Origin of the sequence: Thermostichus vulcanus str. 'Rupite' (assembly GCF_022848905.1) — a bacterium.
GTDB lineage: Bacteria > Cyanobacteriota > Cyanobacteriia > Thermostichales > Thermostichaceae > Thermostichus > Thermostichus vulcanus_A.
This window is the reverse complement of sequence record NZ_JAFIRA010000009.1, coordinates 43,077-60,862: the sequence shown is the minus strand read 5'-3', so window position 1 is coordinate 60,862 and position 17,786 is coordinate 43,077. Positions and strand designations below refer to the sequence as shown.

Annotated in this window: 16 protein-coding genes; 5 read left to right on the top strand and 11 right to left on the bottom strand. The window is 56.0% G+C overall.

Going from position 1 to position 17,786, the window contains the following annotated elements; translation table 11 throughout:
- Positions 1-3: 3 nt before the first annotated feature.
- The 8 genes from JX360_RS05570 to JX360_RS05535 form a co-directional block, all read right to left on the bottom strand.
- Positions 4-2,865, bottom strand: a complete 2,862-nt coding sequence (locus tag JX360_RS05570) for a hybrid sensor histidine kinase/response regulator (RefSeq protein WP_244349611.1) — start codon at positions 2,863-2,865, stop codon at positions 4-6.
- A 1-nt stretch (position 2,866) separates the two neighbouring features.
- Entirely contained in the window at positions 2,867-5,098 is a 2,232-nt protein-coding gene (locus tag JX360_RS05565; RefSeq protein ID WP_244349610.1) for a methyl-accepting chemotaxis protein, read from the bottom strand.
- Between the two features lie 69 nt (positions 5,099-5,167).
- Complete coding sequence (locus JX360_RS05560) at positions 5,168-5,683, bottom strand: chemotaxis protein CheW (protein ID WP_244349609.1); 516 nt, start codon at positions 5,681-5,683, stop codon at positions 5,168-5,170.
- A 38-nt stretch (positions 5,684-5,721) separates the two neighbouring features.
- Positions 5,722-6,087, bottom strand: a complete 366-nt coding sequence (locus JX360_RS05555) for a response regulator (RefSeq protein WP_244349608.1) — start codon at positions 6,085-6,087, stop codon at positions 5,722-5,724.
- A 62-nt stretch (positions 6,088-6,149) separates the two neighbouring features.
- On the bottom strand, positions 6,150-7,421 hold the full coding sequence (locus JX360_RS05550; protein WP_244349607.1) for a response regulator: 1,272 nt from the start codon (positions 7,419-7,421) through the stop codon (positions 6,150-6,152).
- Positions 7,422-7,720: 299 nt separating this feature from the next.
- The gene (locus JX360_RS05545) at positions 7,721-8,197 is read right to left on the bottom strand and encodes a bis(5'-nucleosyl)-tetraphosphatase (protein WP_244349606.1); all 477 of its coding nucleotides are present in this window, start codon (positions 8,195-8,197) and stop codon (positions 7,721-7,723) included.
- Between the two features lie 9 nt (positions 8,198-8,206).
- Positions 8,207-9,457 carry a LolA-like protein gene (locus tag JX360_RS05540; protein ID WP_244349605.1) on the bottom strand — a complete coding sequence of 417 codons (1,251 nt, stop codon included), beginning with the start codon at positions 9,455-9,457 and terminating at the stop codon, positions 8,207-8,209.
- A gap of 130 nt (positions 9,458-9,587) precedes the next feature.
- Positions 9,588-9,776 (bottom strand): ssl0294 family protein, encoded by a 189-nt coding sequence (locus JX360_RS05535; RefSeq protein WP_244349604.1) that lies wholly within the window; start codon positions 9,774-9,776, stop codon positions 9,588-9,590.
- A 135-nt stretch (positions 9,777-9,911) separates the two neighbouring features.
- Between JX360_RS05535 and JX360_RS05530 the strand changes: the two genes are divergently transcribed.
- Positions 9,912-11,189, top strand: coding sequence for a protein kinase domain-containing protein (locus tag JX360_RS05530; protein WP_244349603.1), 1,278 nt, complete (start codon positions 9,912-9,914; stop codon positions 11,187-11,189).
- Between the two features lie 115 nt (positions 11,190-11,304).
- Here the strand turns inward: JX360_RS05530 and JX360_RS05525 are convergent, their stop codons facing one another.
- The 3 genes from JX360_RS05525 to JX360_RS05515 all read right to left on the bottom strand — a co-directional run bounded on the left by JX360_RS05525 (position 11,305) and on the right by JX360_RS05515 (position 13,751).
- Entirely contained in the window at positions 11,305-11,787 is a 483-nt protein-coding gene (locus JX360_RS05525; RefSeq protein WP_244349602.1) for a hypothetical protein, read from the bottom strand.
- A 55-nt stretch (positions 11,788-11,842) separates the two neighbouring features.
- The gene (locus JX360_RS05520) at positions 11,843-12,940 is read right to left on the bottom strand and encodes a pepsin/retropepsin-like aspartic protease family protein (RefSeq protein ID WP_244349601.1); all 1,098 of its coding nucleotides are present in this window, start codon (positions 12,938-12,940) and stop codon (positions 11,843-11,845) included.
- Between the two features lie 187 nt (positions 12,941-13,127).
- A complete protein-coding gene (locus JX360_RS05515; protein WP_244349600.1) occupies positions 13,128-13,751 on the bottom strand; it encodes a chromophore lyase CpcT/CpeT in 624 nt (207 codons plus the stop codon).
- Positions 13,752-14,500: 749 nt separating this feature from the next.
- On the opposite strand from JX360_RS05515, the gene JX360_RS05510 reads away from it, so the two are divergent.
- From JX360_RS05510 to JX360_RS05495, 4 genes are all read left to right on the top strand, one after another.
- The gene (locus JX360_RS05510) at positions 14,501-15,019 is read left to right on the top strand and encodes a globin family protein (protein WP_244349599.1); all 519 of its coding nucleotides are present in this window, start codon (positions 14,501-14,503) and stop codon (positions 15,017-15,019) included.
- Between the two features lie 168 nt (positions 15,020-15,187).
- Positions 15,188-15,670: a globin family protein gene (locus tag JX360_RS05505; RefSeq protein WP_244349598.1), complete on the top strand. Its 483-nt coding sequence runs from the start codon at positions 15,188-15,190 to the stop codon at positions 15,668-15,670.
- A gap of 290 nt (positions 15,671-15,960) precedes the next feature.
- Positions 15,961-16,818: a phycobilisome rod-core linker polypeptide gene (locus JX360_RS05500; protein WP_244349597.1), complete on the top strand. Its 858-nt coding sequence runs from the start codon at positions 15,961-15,963 to the stop codon at positions 16,816-16,818.
- Between the two features lie 22 nt (positions 16,819-16,840).
- On the top strand, positions 16,841-17,659 hold the full coding sequence (locus JX360_RS05495) for a HEAT repeat domain-containing protein (RefSeq protein ID WP_244349596.1): 819 nt from the start codon (positions 16,841-16,843) through the stop codon (positions 17,657-17,659).
- The last annotated feature ends 127 nt before the right edge of the window (positions 17,660-17,786 follow it).

Sequence of the window (17,786 nt, the reverse complement as noted above, 5' to 3'; positions counted from 1 at the left end):
GGGTTACCTCCCACTCAGCACAGTCGAAGTCGAAGCTTGGAGCACTTGCCGCAGGGAATGGATCAGCTCCTGTTCCTGAAAGGGCTTAGAGAAATAACCGCTTGCCCCTAAGGTGTGCGCCAGGTGTCGGTGTTTGTTTCCACTGCGGGAAGTCAGCATCAACACCGGCAGTTGATGGTGCAGGGGGTGAGCCCGGATCTGAGCTAGCAGGCCAAACCCATCCAGACGGGGCATTTCAATATCACTGATCACGGCTTGGATCGGGATCCCGCTCTGTAGGCGTTCGAGTGCCTCTTGGCCATCGCGGGCTTGTTCGACGCGAAACCCAGCCTTCTCTAGGGTCATAGCCAGGAAACGCCGCACATTCACCGAGTCTTCCACCACCAAAAGGGTTGGCTGAGGACTTGGGGAGTGAAGTGGGCTCATCGCCAGAGCAGCAGGTTTCGGTGGGAATCCCTGGGTTTGGATCCAAGCGAGCAGGGCGGGAATATCCACCAGAGGCACAATCCGCCCATCCGCCAGCAGGGTGCAGCCGGAAAATCCAGGCGGTAGGGGCAACCCCTCTTCTACAGGGCGCAGGGTGACTTCTTGTTCCCGCCAAAAGCGATCCACCAGCAGACCAAAGGGTTGGTTGCCTTCCACCACCAGCAGCACAGTGGGTTGATCAATCGTGGGAGAATCGTTGGTTTCCAGGCGGTGTTGGGGTCGATAGAAGCGAAACCATTGCCTCAAGGGGATGAGAGGGACCTGGTGATCCTCCCAGACAAAAGAAGTGGGAAGTTCAGGGGCGGCCAGTTCAGGGGGAATAAGCAACTCCTCCACCGCGTTGGCTGGAAAAGCCAGCATCAAGCCATGGCATTCTGTCAACAAAACTCGAGTCACACTTAGAGAAAGGGGCAACGTCAGGGTAAAGAGGGTGCCTTGCCCCGGCCAAGACTCCACCTGTACCCGTCCACCCACCTGTTCAAGGTTGGTGCGCACCACATCCATCCCCACCCCCCGTCCGGAGAGATCGCTCACCTGAGCCGCTGTGCTAAAGCCAGGTTCAAAAATCAGCTCCAGCAGCTCTTGGGGCGTGGCGGTATCCAGATCCGATTCCTGAAACCCCATTTGCAAGGCCCGTGCCCGGATTTTATCCAAGCGGATCCCGGCCCCATCATCCCGAACGGTGAGCAAGGTGCGATTGCCTCGGTGGGCAGCAGTAATTTCGATCAGCCCCTTGGCGGGTTTGCCCTGGGCAAGGCGAGTCTCGGGATCTTCAATGCCGTGGTCAAAGGCATTGCGAATCAGATGTAGCAACGGATCCGCCAACCGCTCCAGGATGGATCGTTCGATTAGAGTGGATCCCCCCCAGACCCGTAATTCCACTGGCTTGCCATACGTTAAACTCATCTCCCGCAGGGAGCGGGGAAAGCGATCCGTCAGGTCAGACAGCGGCTGCATCCGCACCTGGGTGAGGTGGGTTTGCATTTGCCTGGAGGTGCGGGTGAGTTGTCGGGCGCTGCCTTCGGTCTCCTGCAGGGCGGTGTCAATATCGCCGGTTATCTCGTCGATCTGAACGACGGTTTCCATCACCTCCTGGGCCAGCAGGTGCATCTCGCCGTAGCGATCCATCTCCAGCAGGTCAAATTCTCTGGTCAAGAGGCCCGTCGGCAGGACTGGCAAGGGATCCCTTGGGCCAATCGCAGGGCCTTCCGTGACCAGCAGAGAATGGGTAGAGCCAATCGCAACCCGGTCGTAACTGCTGCGCAGGCGGCTGTTGGTTGCTTCGAGGGTGCGCACCCGCCGCTTCAGCAAGCTGACCAGCTCCCGCAACCGTTGCAGGTGGCCATTCAAACCATTGCGCTCGGTGGTGAATTCTCCGAACAGTTCCCCCAGCTGTTCCAACTGGCGGACCGGTACCCGCATCATGCCATCGCTGGGGGCAGGCAAAACAGGATCTACCTTGCGGGCGGGAACTGTGGGCGCTGCCGTGGAAAGAATCGTTGTTGGGTCGATGGCAGGCTGATGGGAGGAGGGTGGGGGCTGCTCACGTGAGCGGGACGGAGTCCTGACTTCCGAGGGTTGGCCGGGATCCCAAGTGGTGGGTAAGAGCTCCAACTGGCCGATCAGCACCAAAGCCTGAGACCGCCGCCACGCCTGTAAAGCAGCTTGAGCCAGAGGCAATACCTGCTCCTTGGCTTCTATAGGCGTTGCTTCCAAGGTTTGGGCCAGGGATCTGCACAGGGTGGTGAAGGCGGGCAAGTCCAACATTTCCCCCAGTGCTCCCAGTTCCTGGCTGGCGATGAGAAACTCCTCCCGCAGGCAGGGTTGCTCAGGGTGGGCCAAAACCCCCTCCAGCCGCTGGAGACAGGCATCGACCTCGGTCTCAAACATCAGCACCCGCATGTCGCCCCCCGCCTCTGCTGAAAGTAAGCTGGCGACATCTTCCGGTTGCAGTTCCCCCAGTTGTTGCTTCAGTTGGTCAAAAATCGGCTGCACCTGCTCCGTTACCCAAGCCTCGGGTAAGGGTTGCTGCTGACGGTGGTGCTGGGCAATTTGACGCATCCAGTCCAACCCCGCCAGGATGCCGCGTTCTACGTTGGCATCAGCCTTGCAGGGATCCACCTGCAGGATCTTGAAGTAGTCCTCCAGCCGGTGGGCAAGTTCGCTCAGTACTGGGAAACCCATCATCGCCGCGCCCCCCTTGAGGGAATGGGCCGCCCGCAGGATGCGATCAGCCCGGCTGCGATCCAACCCTTGGGTGGCTAACCCCAGCACCCCTGCTTCGATGGTGTCGAAATAGGTTTGGGCCTCCCCGAGGAACTGGAGCCTTACCTCCCATTCCCGGTCACGGGCCTGTGGCGATCTGACTTCCTGCGGCATTCTAAACAGCCTCCCCCACCTTGAAGGTGGATACGGAGGTTTGGAGTTTGCGGGCCACGGCCACGGTGTCTTGCAGCGAGTTGGCCACCTGTTGCGAGGCTTCTGAAGTGTGGGTGGCGATGCTGGCGATCTGTTCCATCAGCTGGCGCACCATCTGGGAAGCATCCGCCTGGGAGTCGGTGGATTGGGCGATAGCCTGGAACAGTTGGTTCACTTGCCGCGATACCTCCACAATTTGCCCCAGACTTTGTTTGGCATCTTCCACCAGGCGGGTTCCTTCCACCACTTGGCTGGTGCCGGTTTCCATCGCCTGAACCACTTCGCCCGTTTCCCGTTGGATCCCTTCCACGATGCGTTCAATCTCACGGGTGGCTTCTGCAGACTGGGCTGCCAGTGCCCCTACTTCTTCGGCTACCACGGCAAAGCCTCGCCCTTCTTCGCCGGCGCGGGCTGCCTCGATACTGGCATTCACCGCCAAGAGGTTGGTTTTCAGGGCGATTTGATTGATCAACGACACCACCTTGGAAATTTGTTGGGAAGATTCCCCCAAACGCTTCACCTTTTTGGCGGTTTCGGCAACGGTTTCCCGCAGTTGCAGAATGTTTTGTACCGTGCGATCCATGGTGAGGCTGCTGGCGGTGGCGGTGGCGGCGGCAGACTCGGATACAGCGGCGGCCTGCTGGGCCTTCTCGGCAACCTCCTGAATCGAGAGGGTCATCTGTTCGACAGAACGCAGGGTCTCGCCAATTTGGGTGGCTTGCTTCAGGGCTGCATCCGCCAGTTCGCGGATGGCCACCTCGTTGCTACCGATGGAGTTGTTCACCTGACCAGCAGCCTGCTGCACCTGGGTGACGATATCCCGCAGGCTTTCGATGATGGCGTTGAAAAAGTCGGCGACGATGCCAATTTGTCCGGCGGTCAGTTGGGCTCGCACCGTCAGATCACCTTGGGAGGCCTCCATCACGTCGTTGATCAGCTGAAGCAGCTCTTTTTGGAGGGCTTCGGCCCGTTCCCTTTCTTGTGCTGCCACTGCTTTTTGTTCCAGTGCCCCTAGGTTACTCAGGGCCTGTCCCAGGCGGTTGGCCAACTCCGCTAGATTGTCCTGTTCTTCTTCAGACCAGTTATGGCTTTGGGCACGCCCCACCACCAAAAAGCCGTAGGGCTCATCGCCGCGCATCACTGGAGCTACCATCTCCGCTTTGAGTTGGGCCGTGGCCAGCACTTGAATGTAGTCGGCACTCAGCTCTGCTGTGGGCACTTGGCTAAAGGCGTAAACTTGCCCGTTGTTGAGGGCCTGTTGAATGGGGGCCGGGATCCCGCTCAGTTGAGTCCCTAACGTGCTAGTTTGTCGGTTGCCCCGGGCCTCGGCGATCACCTGAGCTTCTTCCGGCTGGGTGAGGCGGTAGACGGCGACCCGTTCTGCCCCATAGCGTTGCTGGATTTCGCTCAACAGGTCAGTCAGGGGATCGATCAGCTCCTGGTCTTGGCGGATCCGGGCGATATCGGCAAACCGTTGGGCCAATCGAGTGTCCGAGACTTGCCGCTCGTAGGTTTCATTCCGTTCCCGCACAAAATTGCGCACCAAGATCAAAATGGTGCCCCAACTTACCAACAAAATCGGGAAGCTGATGCCGGAAAGAATCAGAGAGCGCAACAGCTCCTGCTCATAGAGCAAAAGACTGGCCTGAATGTTGCTGCGAATTTCTTCGATGGTTTGGTTGATCCCCTCGGCATAGATGCGCTTTTGTTCCTCGTACTCAGGGCTGTGGAGCACTTCGAAGGCTTGTTCCTGCTCGCCGGCCCGAATCAAGTCAAAAGCTTCCACCTCCCAGTCCACCAATTTAATATTCGCTTCTGTGGTTTGAGCAGCATAGGCTTCGTAGGAGACGGGATCCAACTGCTCAATTTCTGCCAGCACCTCATCCAATTGTGGCACGTGGCTCTTGTAGCGCTCTTCCCAAGCCAAGTCCCCGGTGGCGGCTCCCATGCGGGCAGACATGGTCAAGACTTCGTCCAAATAAATCACCTGATCGCTCAGGTTTTGCAGGGTAAATTGCCGAGAAATGGTGGGGTTAAACCCAAAGTATGTCCGCGCCACCGTGCCGGCAGAAATGGCGAACAACAGCGAACTTAGCCCCAGGGAAAGGCTAATGGCCGGGGCTAGACGGGATCCCGCCACCTTTCGTTGCGGCTGCAGCTTAGAAGACAGAGAAGAGCGAGAAGAGGAAACCATGGATTTGGCCTGAGGAAGAATGCAGAAGAATAACGATTCGGGTCTGAGCTGTGCTCAAGATTGAGATCATCAGCTACCGGCACGGGCTTGATCCAGCTGTTGGGCGATCCCCTTCGGGTTGAGTACCCATAAGGGATTCCCTCCATCCATCACCTGGCCACTGAAACAGGGATTGCTGATCGGGATTTCACCCCAACCATCCCCAGGGGATCCCGACACCGATTGAATCCGATCTGCTGCGAGCCGGGTCACTCCCTTCACCAGCTGTACTGCCAAACCCAACCGCAAAGCTTGCAAGCGCACAACCACGAGGTGATACTCGGGCAGGCCAAAGTCCAAGGGATCCCAGCCAAGAAACTGGGACAGATCCAGCCCCCAAATCACTTGGTTGCGATAGTTAAACAGACCCAACACCCAAGCGGGTTGATTGGGCAGTAGGGTAAATTGCCGGGGAGTGACGATCAACGCTTCCTGAGCAAAGGACAAGGGCAAAACCCCTTGAAAACCTGATTGCACCTGTAGCTGCAAGTACAGTTCTCCTGTACGGATGGAGGAATCTGCCTGTGGCGAAAAACCTACCACCATCGCGGTTCTCACCCCATTGCTTAACTTAAGGACAAACTTTAGCTGACCATCACTGATTTGACCGCGCGAATAATCTCCTCGCGGCTAAACGGTTTGGTGAGATAAAGATCAATCCCTTGCTTCATCCCCCACAGCTTATCCAATTCTTGGTTTTTGGAGGTACAAGCCACAACTGGTAGTTTTCGGGTTTCCGGGTTTTTCTTGATTAAGCGACATAACTCCAAACCACTCATCCCTTCCATAACCAAATCCGTCAACACCACATCTGGTTTGTCCGTGCGAAGGTGTTGTAGGGCCTCTGTCGCATTGGCCGCAGGCACCACTTGATACCCTTCCGCTCTGAGATAGTCGCTGATCATCTGCCGCTCTGAGGCCACATCTTCCACCACCAGCACCGTTACCATGACAACTCCTCCAGCAAATTAAAATCCGACAAGACTTACGAACGCGCCAACCCCCAGGATCCCTAGCTGAGGTACCGAAAGACAATCTGCAGCAACTCCTCCTGCTGAAAGGGTTTGGTCAGGTAGTCGGTAGCTCCAGCCATCCGCGCTTTCACCCGATCGATCAACCCTTTGTGGCCGGTGACCATCACCACGGGCACCTCTTTCAGGACAGACGATTTGCGAATCAACCCGCACAGTTGGTAGCCATCTATATTGGGCATGCCCACATCCAGGAGGATCAAATCCGGCTTGAGGCTGGTCAATTTCATCAGGGCCTTTAGGGAATCACTGATGGTGTGAATGGCCAAGTTTTGTCCTTCCAACAGACGGCAGATCTCACTCAACATGGCTTGACTATCGTCAATGCACGCTACAGTCCAAGTTTGGGTGGCTCGAGGGGTTGGGTGCAAATCCTGGAGTCCGTTGGCAAGCGCGGCGGTCGCTTGCAGGGGTGTGGTGGGAGCTTCCGATAGGGTTGGCACCGTTGCAGCCCTGGCGACATAGGTTTTGGGCAATTGGTTAAAGGGAGGCTGGGGATCCCGCAACACGATGATGCCGGCGTTGATCAGAGGATAAACACGGCGGGCAATCAGCAGTTCATCTTGATCGAGCAGGGCACTGAGTTGACGAAAACTAAACCCCCGCAGCAGTTGGCTGAGTTGCTCCTGTTGTTCGGGTGGCAGGCGCTCTGCCTGGGCACGACTGGTGAAGTAGGGCCGTTGGTAGGGAGATGTAATTTGAGGGCCCAAGGCATACCAGGCTTCCAGCCGCTTTTGCAGGTGACTGAGCAGGGATCCCACTTCCCACTGGCCAAGGGCAGGTAGAGTCCCGAGGCGGATCATCTGCTTTTTCAAATCTTGGCTGGGGGAAAGCAGCAAGTTTTGCAGCACTTCCTCGCTCATCCAGGCGCTTAATTTCCGAATCGCCTCAGCAGATAGCAGTTGCTCTTCTGCCAGCCAACCCAAAACCTGAAAATCTGCTGCCATAGAGCCAGAGTCTTGGATTAAAAGGGATTCTGCTTGCTGACGAATGCGCAGGCATTTCTCACGAGTCAAGGAGGGAATCTGATGACTCAGGCGGCGCAAATGACGATCCAACCGCTCTAGCGGGTCAAGACTGTGGCTGGCAAAAACAAACCGACCTTGACTAAAAAACAGTGACCAAGAGCTGAGCTCTTCTGTAGCAATGGAGTCATCCTGATAGCGAACAATTCCCGTAAAACCAGGCTTTACTTCCAATAAATGGGTGGGAACTTCCATGAAAACGGCTGGGCGATCCATTAACTGAGTCATGCTGAAGTGATTCCTCACACTTATACCCTTATCTGATCTGAAAAACAGCTCCAGCCAATATCAAGCTTTTCTGAATATCTATGAAGCATAGATGCACAAAATTGATGAAAAACATTAGATGAAAGATCCTTCAGATCCAAGAGCCCAGCTTTGATACCGAGACCTGAAGCCAAGTCAAGTTGAACAGCCATAAGATAGATCTTGATCAGTATTGACGCCAATATTGATTCGTCCCTGAGTATAGAAGTTAAGAAAGATGGATCTCTTCCGTAAGAATACTGAAAGCCCCTGGGAAAATGCTAAGCATTCCTTAAAAGTTGATCCAACTGGAACTGACAGCGGCGCAACAACTGCCGACTTTCCTCGAAGCTAATTTGCTCTAGGGCTTCACCGAAAGAGCACCAACGGTAGTCTGCCACCTCTTCCGGTTGTAGGCGAAGGGTGGGGGGAGGGAATTGGGGTGGGAGTAGCGCAACGTAGTAGGTAACGGTTTTGGCGATCACGTTGCCCTGTTTATCGGTGAAATGATAAGTCTCCTGTAACGTCAGGGGGGTGGATTGATGGGGCAGGGTGAGCACCCGATAGTCGGTTAACCCGGTTTCTTCCTGCAGTTCTCGCTGAGCGGCTTCTAGGTCAGTTTCTGAACCATTCTTGTGTCCCTTGGGAAAGGCCCAATGCCCTTTTTGGTGCTGAATGAGGAGATACAGATAGGGGGATCCCTGGGCGGGGTCGGCAGGCATCACGGGGATCAGGCCATAGGCAGCATCCGTCAGCATGGGAATCGTTCAATCTCCGAACAGTTTGAGGGCAGGTGGCCTGGGGCTGAAGACCTCGTTGGGATCCACCCTGGGGCTGTCTATCCCCTGCAACGGCGACAGGGGACGGCCCGTATCGAATTGAAACAAGTAGATGGGCAACCGGTCAGAGCCAAGGGGTAAGAAGGCTAATGTATCGATTTGGGTCAACACACTGCGGCTAGCCGGACGAGTCAGATTAAAAGCGGCAATCCGATCCTCTAGGGGGGTTTCCGGTGAGCTGCGCCCGCCAATACCGATGCTGAACTGTTGGTTGCCCTGCTCATCGACTCCCAGCGCCTGCACATCCCCCAACTCAATGGGTGGGGTACTATCTGACAACCCGGCCACCACTGGCAGATCATCGACGGGAGGTTGTGAGGGGACAAAGCGCAGCTGAGTTCCCTCCGGCAAAATTCGATGCTCCTGATAGTCGTGCTGAATGGAAAGGGATCCCCTAAACACCCGGCGAGTCAGGCCCTCCAACGTCCAAAACCCATAGCCCAAATGGATGCGGGTGCTCTCCGGTAGCCAATAGCTCACTCCCCCTTCAGCGGGTACAGCCGTAAACCCAATGAGAGCATAGGCTTGTCCCCACACACCCGACAGAAACAGCAACGCCTGCCGCGGCAACCCCGATTCGGGATCCAGCCACAGTTCCCGCAATTGGCCCTCCTGAATCGGTTCCAGACGCAAATGCTGGGCAGGGGATCCCGCCAAATCAACCCGTTCTGAGGAGAGAACACGGTAAGCAGTTGGAGGAGCCTCCAGATTGAATCCCACCGAGGGCAGCAGCGCCTCAGGCCGGTTTACATACACCGAATACAGACCCAGCAGATCCGATTGGTTCACCACCTCCAGCTGCCGCGAATCCAACAGACGAATTCGATCCCCTTCCGCCACCCAAGCTTGCCAACTGCCATCGCGGCGGTAGAGCACATCCAATGTGGCCGTAAAGGTTTGGGATCCCTCGACCCGCACCTGCTGGCGGTACTGCAAATTGGGCAAGGGGGGCAGTTGACGCAGAGCGGTATTGTAGCGCTCCAGCCAATCTAGGGAGGCTTGATCCGAGGTTGTCGCCGCAGTTGATGGATCAAGGGATTGGGCAAAGGCCGTGGGCAGGAGCGGGTCGCGCGGGTGTTGCGTAGCCACAAGGCTGCTGCATACCCCCCACAACAGTACCCCTCCCCACCGCCATCTCTGTCGGCGCAACTTTTTCATTCTGGCTGGTTTTCGGAGCATCGGTTCACCTCGCACCCCTGCTCTGTTCTGGTTCGCGTTAGCGGTGCGTAGCACCTTCCACTAGCGCAAGAGATCAGGGAATCGCCTGTAGCAAAGGGATCCCGACTCTGTACACCCATTCACTGTACGCTCATTCAATGGAGATAGATGTGGGGCCACCCGTACTGCCTGGCTTTTCCTCCACCGTCAGCCCCTGAGATTCCAGCCAACTGCGGAGGGGATCCTGCTTGATATCCAAACCCAGCAGGCCGCTCAGCAAACCCCCACAGAAAGGAACAGGATTGCTCAGAAATACCTTCCAAACCTCATTCTTTTCCATAGCCAAAATCCATAACCACAACACCAATCCCCCCCAATCCTAGCAAGGCCAACCGGATGGGGATCCCGGCGGCAACCTCCACGCATTGTCATTGTTATTAGATATACTCAACTCAGCGCTGCGTGAGCGACTGCGATGGTGTCTGGAGAGCCGCTTGGCCAAATCCTGTTGGTAGACGAAGACCCAGCAGTTAATCAGCAGCTGAAGCTCCGATTGGAGCAGGCCGGATATAGTGCTGTGGTGGTGGAGAGCGGGGCTAAGGCCCTAGAGGCAATTGTCCATCACCCCCTAGATTTGGTCTTGATGGAATTGGCCCTGCCGGGTTTGAGTGGCTTGGAGTTGCTGCAAATGATCCGTTCGGCCCGTTCCCGCATGGAGTTGCCCGTCCTGATCCTCTCCAGTCGCACGGATTCCAACACGATGGTGACGGCCTTTGATCTGGGTGCTGATGACTACATTACCAAGCCCTTCAACCCAGAGGTGGTACTGGCCCGCATCCGCTCCCAAATCACGCTGGCTGCAACCAAAAGGGCCAGCGCCCCCCAGCAGCAGAACAGCGTTGGCAAGGGGCGTTACCAAATCGAACGTTTAGTGGGTATTGGGGGCTTTAGCCAGACCTATTTGGCCCGCGATACCCACCGCCCTGGCAACCCTCGCTGTGTCATCAAGCGTCTACAGCGCATGGACGATAAAGATGGAGAGGGCAAAGACTGGACAGACGAGCACAAAAAGGTGATGGAGATCGCCAAGGCAGCCTTTGAACGGGAGGCCGATATTCTGGAAAAGCTGGGCAGCCATCCCCATATCCCCAAGTTGCTGGCCCACTTTGAAGAGGATGGGCAGTTTTACACCGTGCAGAATTTCGTGCCGGGATCCTCGCTGCGGCAACAATCTAACCAGGGGGTGATCTGGTCACCGGCCCAAACAGCTTACTTTCTCTGCGAGCTTCTCAAGATCCTCACTTTTGTGCATCAGCACGGCGTCATACATGGCGATATCAAGCCCTCCAACATCATCCAAACCCAGGGGGATAAGCGTACCTACTTTACTCTGATCGACTTTGGCGCCATCAAACGCATCGAAGACCAGCCGAGCGAGCATGTCACCAGCTTTATCGGCACCATCGGCTATGCTCCTTACGAACAATATTCTGGGCGGCCCCGCTTCAACAGCGATATTTTTGCCCTCGGTCGGGTGGCGGTGGAAATGTCTACAGGAACCCTGCCGGAGATCGGGGAATCTCTGGAGGAAGCGATTCCCTTTGGATTTGGGGATCCCCGTCTGTTGGCCATTTTGGAGCGTATGATCGCCACTGATGCCGACGAGCGCTACCCAACGGCTCAATCGGTTTTGGAAGAGATCCTGCCCCTGCGCAAGCAACTGTTAGCGGAATTGGCCGCTGTCCGCTCCTAGCCCTTCCTGACGTTCCTGCTGGCGTGCCTTCTTTGGTGCAATGGGTTGTTGCAACCGCCAAGACTGAGCATAGACACAACCTGCTCCTCAGGCTGGCATTGGTTCAATCTTTTGTTCAATCCTGCCGGTTGAATCCTCTTGGGGCAAGATCCTGACTAATGGCTTCCGCTTGAAACTGGCCGCTCATGCCCATCACCCGCCATTCAGCACTGCGGGATCCCTGGCGAAAGCGCAATGTGCGCGCCCGCAAGGGCACCACTTCCACCACCTGCGGCGGGAATTGCTGATACTCTCCCAAATACTCCCGATAGTCTGGCGGGAGATCCGATCGGCTCTGGATTTGAATCCAAAACACCTGCCCCGCTTCGTTGCCATAGGCGCGAATCTGGTCTTGGCCTTGGTCGTGTTCTACACCCCGTACCTGCTGCCGCCCCACAGGCATCGGTTTGGCCCACTCCGGCAAGGGATCCCCTAGGCTCAAGGCCCACACCGGCATGGATAACCCCAGCCAACCGATCAGCAGCCAACCGATCCAGGCAAGCCATCTGGATAGTCGCTTTTCTCCTGGGAGGAATCGGCTTCCCTCCTGAGTTGGCATCTGACTTCGCATCCTCGATTCTGCTCCACAACTCGGCCTGTTACCATCTCACCCGTTAGCGCAGGCGAAAACCTATCCGCCCCCGCTCGACATCAAAGGCAATATCGGCATTAAAAAACAGTGGCATACCCAACAACTGTTTATTCAAAAGCCCATTTACGAAAATGCGATCCCGACTGGGGGTAACCGGAAAACCCACCCGGATGCGATAGTCAAAAGCCCCCTCCAAAACTGCCCGCCACTCTGCCCCTGCTGGCAAGGTAGAGGTGGAAAAGGGCGCTGCTCCCAACAAACTGACATTCAGAAAGATATCCGAAGAACCACTATCAAATTGAGTGGGACTCAGGATATTTTGAATAGAAGTATTACTGATAGTATAAGCAACTTGTAGGGCCTCATCCCGCCAAATGGGAGTGCCATCCGGAAAGGTGCCTACCTGTGGAAATTGTCGAAAATTAAAACCAGCGGTGTTGGCCTCCGTCAGCCCCACCGTGAAAATACCTTGGGGAGAGTTAAATCCGCCGGTTTGGAGGATGTAACCCGAACGAAAATTGCCCGGTAAGCGCGTGAGCGGACTAAACACCTCCCGATCCGCACTGCGCTCATCCAAAGCTGTACCGAGGATCCCTGCAAAGGGCCGCCCTTCCCCAAACAAGGTTTCCGAACAGCCCCCCACCAAAGCATCCACACAGGTGACTTGGTCGATCAACTGCAGCGTCACGGGTTCTCGACTTTGAATCCCCCCCAAACTGAAGGGAGCACGCGCCAAGACGCCGATGAATTGAGTGCCATCCCCAAAGGTCACAGTAGAAGGGGTCGTTGTCCGTTCTAAGCCAAAAGCACCCGCTGCACTAGACAGGATGCGCAGCCCTGCTGACCCCGTATCCAGGAGCAACTCAGCACCTCTTCCTGCCACCCCCACATTCAAGCCCAGCAATTTAAAGCGACTGTTGCCCAGGGTACGCACCGGCATCGGGATCGATTCGGCTCCCAACTGGGGCGGAGGCAGTACCAATGGGGGAGCCGCAGACTCACTTTGGCCGGAACACCCACTGCTGCCCAGAAAACAAACCAGTGCCAGCAGGACACCCCAGAGGGATCCCCACTGTAATCCATCCAGTTGTCTGGCTAGCTTCCCAGGCAGGGTGTGCATGGATCCCACTTCAGTTGAACAGGAAGTTGAACAGAGAATGAACTGGCGCTTTCCAACAGAACCCTTTGCAGTTGCTCAGCAGGATGGGTTGGAGTGGATCCCAGTTCAAGGACAGTGTACACAGGGCTGGTGTCTGGCAGTCGCGCAAGAGCGCAGTTAACTTGGGGGTTGAGGTGCTAGATCCAAGCTAGATTCCTGAGATCATAGGTAACTCGGATTGCCAATCGGTGATCTTTTGGAAGCGAAAGGCCCCCGCCAAAGCCCCCCAAACCTGCTCATGGGTTGTCGGATCCATGCCTTGATCGTGGCTGCTCAATTGGTTTTCGCTCAGTTCAATGCGGGTTTGCAGATAGGTGGTTTGGCCTTTGCGCACCACACAACACTTCTGTCCTGGTTCCGTTGCGCCCACAAAGCGGGATCCCTGCTGCTGCACATGCACATCACACCCTGGCAGATAGGTGATATCCGCAACCTGCAGATGCCTCAGCCGGTCAGGCTGTTCCCGAGCACATCCCCGCCATCGCTCCGGCTCTAACGGTCGATAGTTGCGGATCACCATCCCAGATCTGGTTTGCCTCAATTCCACCACTGCCTGACGATAGGGATCCTCCAAATGGCCGCCATAGGCTTGCTCCACATAAAAGCCGATCCCCGACAAAGCTGGAGTGGGCAACGGGCGATAGGCAACCCGAATTTGTGCAAAAAACGGTGGATTTTCCCAGGCTTGTTCCCGGTTGCAGAAGTCTCCTGCCAACCAGCGTGCCATCTGGAGCAGCTCTGGGGAAAAGTGGGGATGGGATGAAGCAGACATCAGCGAGCACTCAAAAGTTCTGTAAAGGTGTATACCGAAAATTTCAGGTCGTCGAGGGGGAGCTTCTCCGATTTTGCCCTCAACCTCAGCCCCAACAAAGGATTTCGACAAATATTAAATTATGTATGGTTTATGAGAATGTTCATCAGTACACTGAGAATGGCTCTAATCCAAGCCCCAAAACCAGAATCGGGTTCTACATTTTTCTTTGCGTTATAACATTGCATCAAGAAATCTATTCTTTTGTAAAAACTATGCCCATGAAGGGTAGAGGGAATGGGTCCGGATCCCGTAGTGAGAGCTGATCTAAGCTCTTTTGCGTCAGGTAAAGCCCCTTTACATTTTTTGACTCAATCGATTCCTGCCTTCGGGGTAGAAAAGGACTGGAAACAAGGCGAGCCAGCTTTTCCTCGTCTGCCCAGTTGAGATTGCCGTTAGCGATCCCGCTCTGCGGGGTGTGCAGCACCGGTGGGGATCCCTTGAGCGCTGGATCCCGAAGGTTGCGCTGTCGAGTGGTTATGGCCCTCGGGGGTTGGTCTACTGTGGCTGGGAATGGAAGGAAATTGCTTGCCCATCTTGGTTCTACTGGCTTTGATCCCGTCGGTGAGTTTGTTTCTATTGGCAACAGTGCTCCTCGGCAACAGGGATCCAAGCACCCTCCCATTCCCGTAAAGTGTCTGTTCTCAGTGGCGTGGAACCGGGATGTAGATACATAACCTCTTTTGCTTTCGCTAGGGAGATCCGAAACCATGAATGATGTATTTGGCAAAGTTGTTGCACAAGCCGATTCCAAAGGTGCTTTTCTAGGGGCCAACGAGTTTTCTGCCCTTCAGCAAGTGATTGCCGAAGGCAACAAGCGCTTGGATGCCGTCAACCGCCTCACCAGCAATGCCTCCAAGATCGTTACCGATGCCATCCGTGAGCTGTTCGCCGAAGAGCCTAACCTGAATGCTCCTGGTGGCCCTGCTTACCCCAGCCGTAATGTGGCTGCCTGTTTGCGGGATATGGACATTATCCTCCGCTACATCACCTATGCCTTGGCTGCTGGGGATGCCAGTGTTTTGAACGAGCGCTGCTTGAACGGCTTGCGGGAAACCTACCAAGCTCTGGGTACCCCCGGCAGCTCGGTTGCCAATGGCATCCAAAAAATGAAGAAAGCCGCCGTGGCTGTGGTGAACGATCCCAATGGCATCACCCGTGGCGATTGCAGTGCGCTGGTAGCAGAAATGGAGTCTTATTTTGATCGCGCCGCTGCTGCAGTGGTTTGAGCCGGATTGGGCTTCCGTCCCAGTTCCAGTCCTGAGTACCCACGCGGTGGGATCGAGACCGTATTGTTGGGATCCCGTGAGGAAACAATCTTCTTTTTGCAGTTGCACCTTGTTGAATTTTTGCTTTGTTTTTTTGCGTCGAGCTTAAGTAAAGGAGCGTTTTGAATCATGCAAACCCCGATTGTTGACGCCATTGCCACCGCTGATAGCCAAGGGCGCTATCTGAGCAACAGCGAATTGCAGGCCATCAATGGCCGCCTGCAGCGTGCTGCCGCCAGCATGGAAGCGGCTCAAGCCCTGACCAACCGCGCTGATGAACTAGTACGCGGTGCCACCGAGGCAGTGTACGCCAAGTTCCCCTACACCACCCAGCCGGGTGGACAATGCAACAACCAAGCCGGCAAAGACAAGTGTGCTCGTGACGTGCGCCACTACCTGCGCTACATCACCTACTGCTTGGTGGCGGGTGGCACTGGTCCTATGGATGAGTACCAGTTGGCCGGGATCCGCGAGATCAACACCGCTTTTGAACTCTCCCCCAGCTGGTTCATCGAAGCCCTGCGCTACATCAAAGCCAACCATGGCTTGAGTGGACAAGCGGCTACGGAAGCCAACACCTACATCGACTACGCCATCAACGCCCTCAGCTAAGCCAGCTCAGCCTAGAGTGGGATCCGGGTGATTCTGGGGATTGCCAAGAGGGTTAAGCACTCTAGGCCAGTTCTGAGGAAAGGTCATTGGGGGCAATGGGGGTGAGCCTATCGCCTGGTGGATGGATCTCTTCTGCCCTGCTTGGGTGAGGGTTCGATCTTCCGGATGGGGGAGCACTGCTGTTGCTCCACTTTGATCTAGCCGATACTCGGGTGATCTTGCTTCCAAGGCCCAGAGGGATATCACGAAAGCCTTTTGTCAATTCAGTTCAATCAATCAGGGGAATCAGCATGAGTGCAATCACAGTGGCAAGCCAGATGGGGATCCGGGGCATTACGGATAGCACCCCATTGGAGTTGCGCCCCAATGCCAGCCAGGATCAGATCAATGCCGTGCTGCGGGCCATCTATCGTCAGGTGTTGGGCAACGATCATTTGTTTGGGGCCGATGTAGCTGAATTGGCCAGTGCCGAATCGCTGCTGCGCCAAGGTAGTTTGACGGTACGGGAATTTGTACGCTTGATCGCCAAATCCGAAGCCTATAAAAAGCGGTTTTTCTACCCCAACTCCCAAACCCGGGCTATCGAACTCAACTTCAAACATCTGTTGGGCCGTGCCCCTACAGATGGTAAAGATATTGCCCGCCACCTGGATATTTACCAAGCTGGTGGTCATGGAGCGGAAATCGACTCCTACATCGATAGCCCAGAATATCTGGAATCCTTCGGCGACAACATCGTCCCCTACCCGCGCGGCTTTGAGTACCGTCGCTCCTATTCCACCCGCGATTTCACCAATATGTTTGCCCTCTACGGTGGCTACGCCAACAACGATCGCTCCCAGGGGCCTAGACCGCGCTTGATGACAGCTTTGGCAACTGGCTTTACCCCGGCGATTCGGCGCATTGGAGTACGGGGTCTGTTGCCCCCCAGCCCCATTTCTAAGCACCTAGGGCCGCCAACGGGCGCATCCGACCGCATGTTCTGTGTGGAAGTGACTCGTTTGCTCAACCCTGACTCTGCCTTGGCCACCTCTAGCCGGGTACGTAAATCCAACCAACAAATCTTTGTTTCTGCCGATCAACTGTCGGCGACGATGCAGCGGGTGCTCAAGTCGGGAGCCAAGATCGTCAGCGTTCGTAGTGCTTAGTCCCGCCTCAAATTTCCAGTTCATGACGACAGCCGTTCCTCGGGATCCCCATCCGCCAGTGGATCTGACCCCTGCTGGACAGATCGCCAAGTTGCGCTACGGGGATCCGGGGGAACGTTACTATGCGGCTTGGTGGCTAGGGCGAATGCGGATTCAAGCCGGGATCCCAGCTTTGATCGAGGCATTGGCGGATGAAACCGATCGCACGGCTCAGGGGGGCTACCCGCTGCGGCGCAATGCCGCTCGTGCCCTGGGTAAATTGGGGTCTACTGAAGGGATCCCGGCCTTGATTAAGGCCCTGCGGTGTTCCGATGGTCAGGTGGTGGCGGCGGCGGCCCAAGCCCTAGCGGAAATTGCCCTTCAACAGAACCTTCAACAGAATATTGCCGAGTTGGGGGCCGTGTTGATCGAAGGGCTGCACTTCGTGGAGCAGGGGCTAGAAACCGAAGCTCTGGCTGCTCTCGAGGCTCTCATCGAAGCCCTAGGGCAGCTCCAACCTCCCGGAAGCCTAGAACACATCCACCCCTATCTGGAGCACGACTCGCTGCGGTTGCAATGTGCAGCGGCCCGAGCTTGCTATCGCCTCACGCAGGATCCTGCTTTTGCCCAGCGCCTGTTGCCGATGTTGGCTCACGAAAATGTACATCTGCGGCGGGCCGCCCTCCTGGATCTAGGGGCTAGTGGCTATCTGCCGGGGGCACCCGCGATTGCCACTGCTGCCGTGGAGGCGAACATCAAGCTGCTTGCCCTTAAGCAGTTGGTGGAGATCAATCTAGAACAAGGGGGAGTCCTTGGGGCTGAGCTGCGACAGGTGTTGTTGTGGATTGATGAGCTGCTCTAAAGCGGAAGTGCCGCCCCTTCCCCTCTGGCCGTCCTGAAATCGAGTCGACCCTTTGAGGACGCGCCACTTTGGGAGACGCCCCCAGGTGATAATGCACGAGTTTTAGTTTTTGACTTCAAGAGCATGG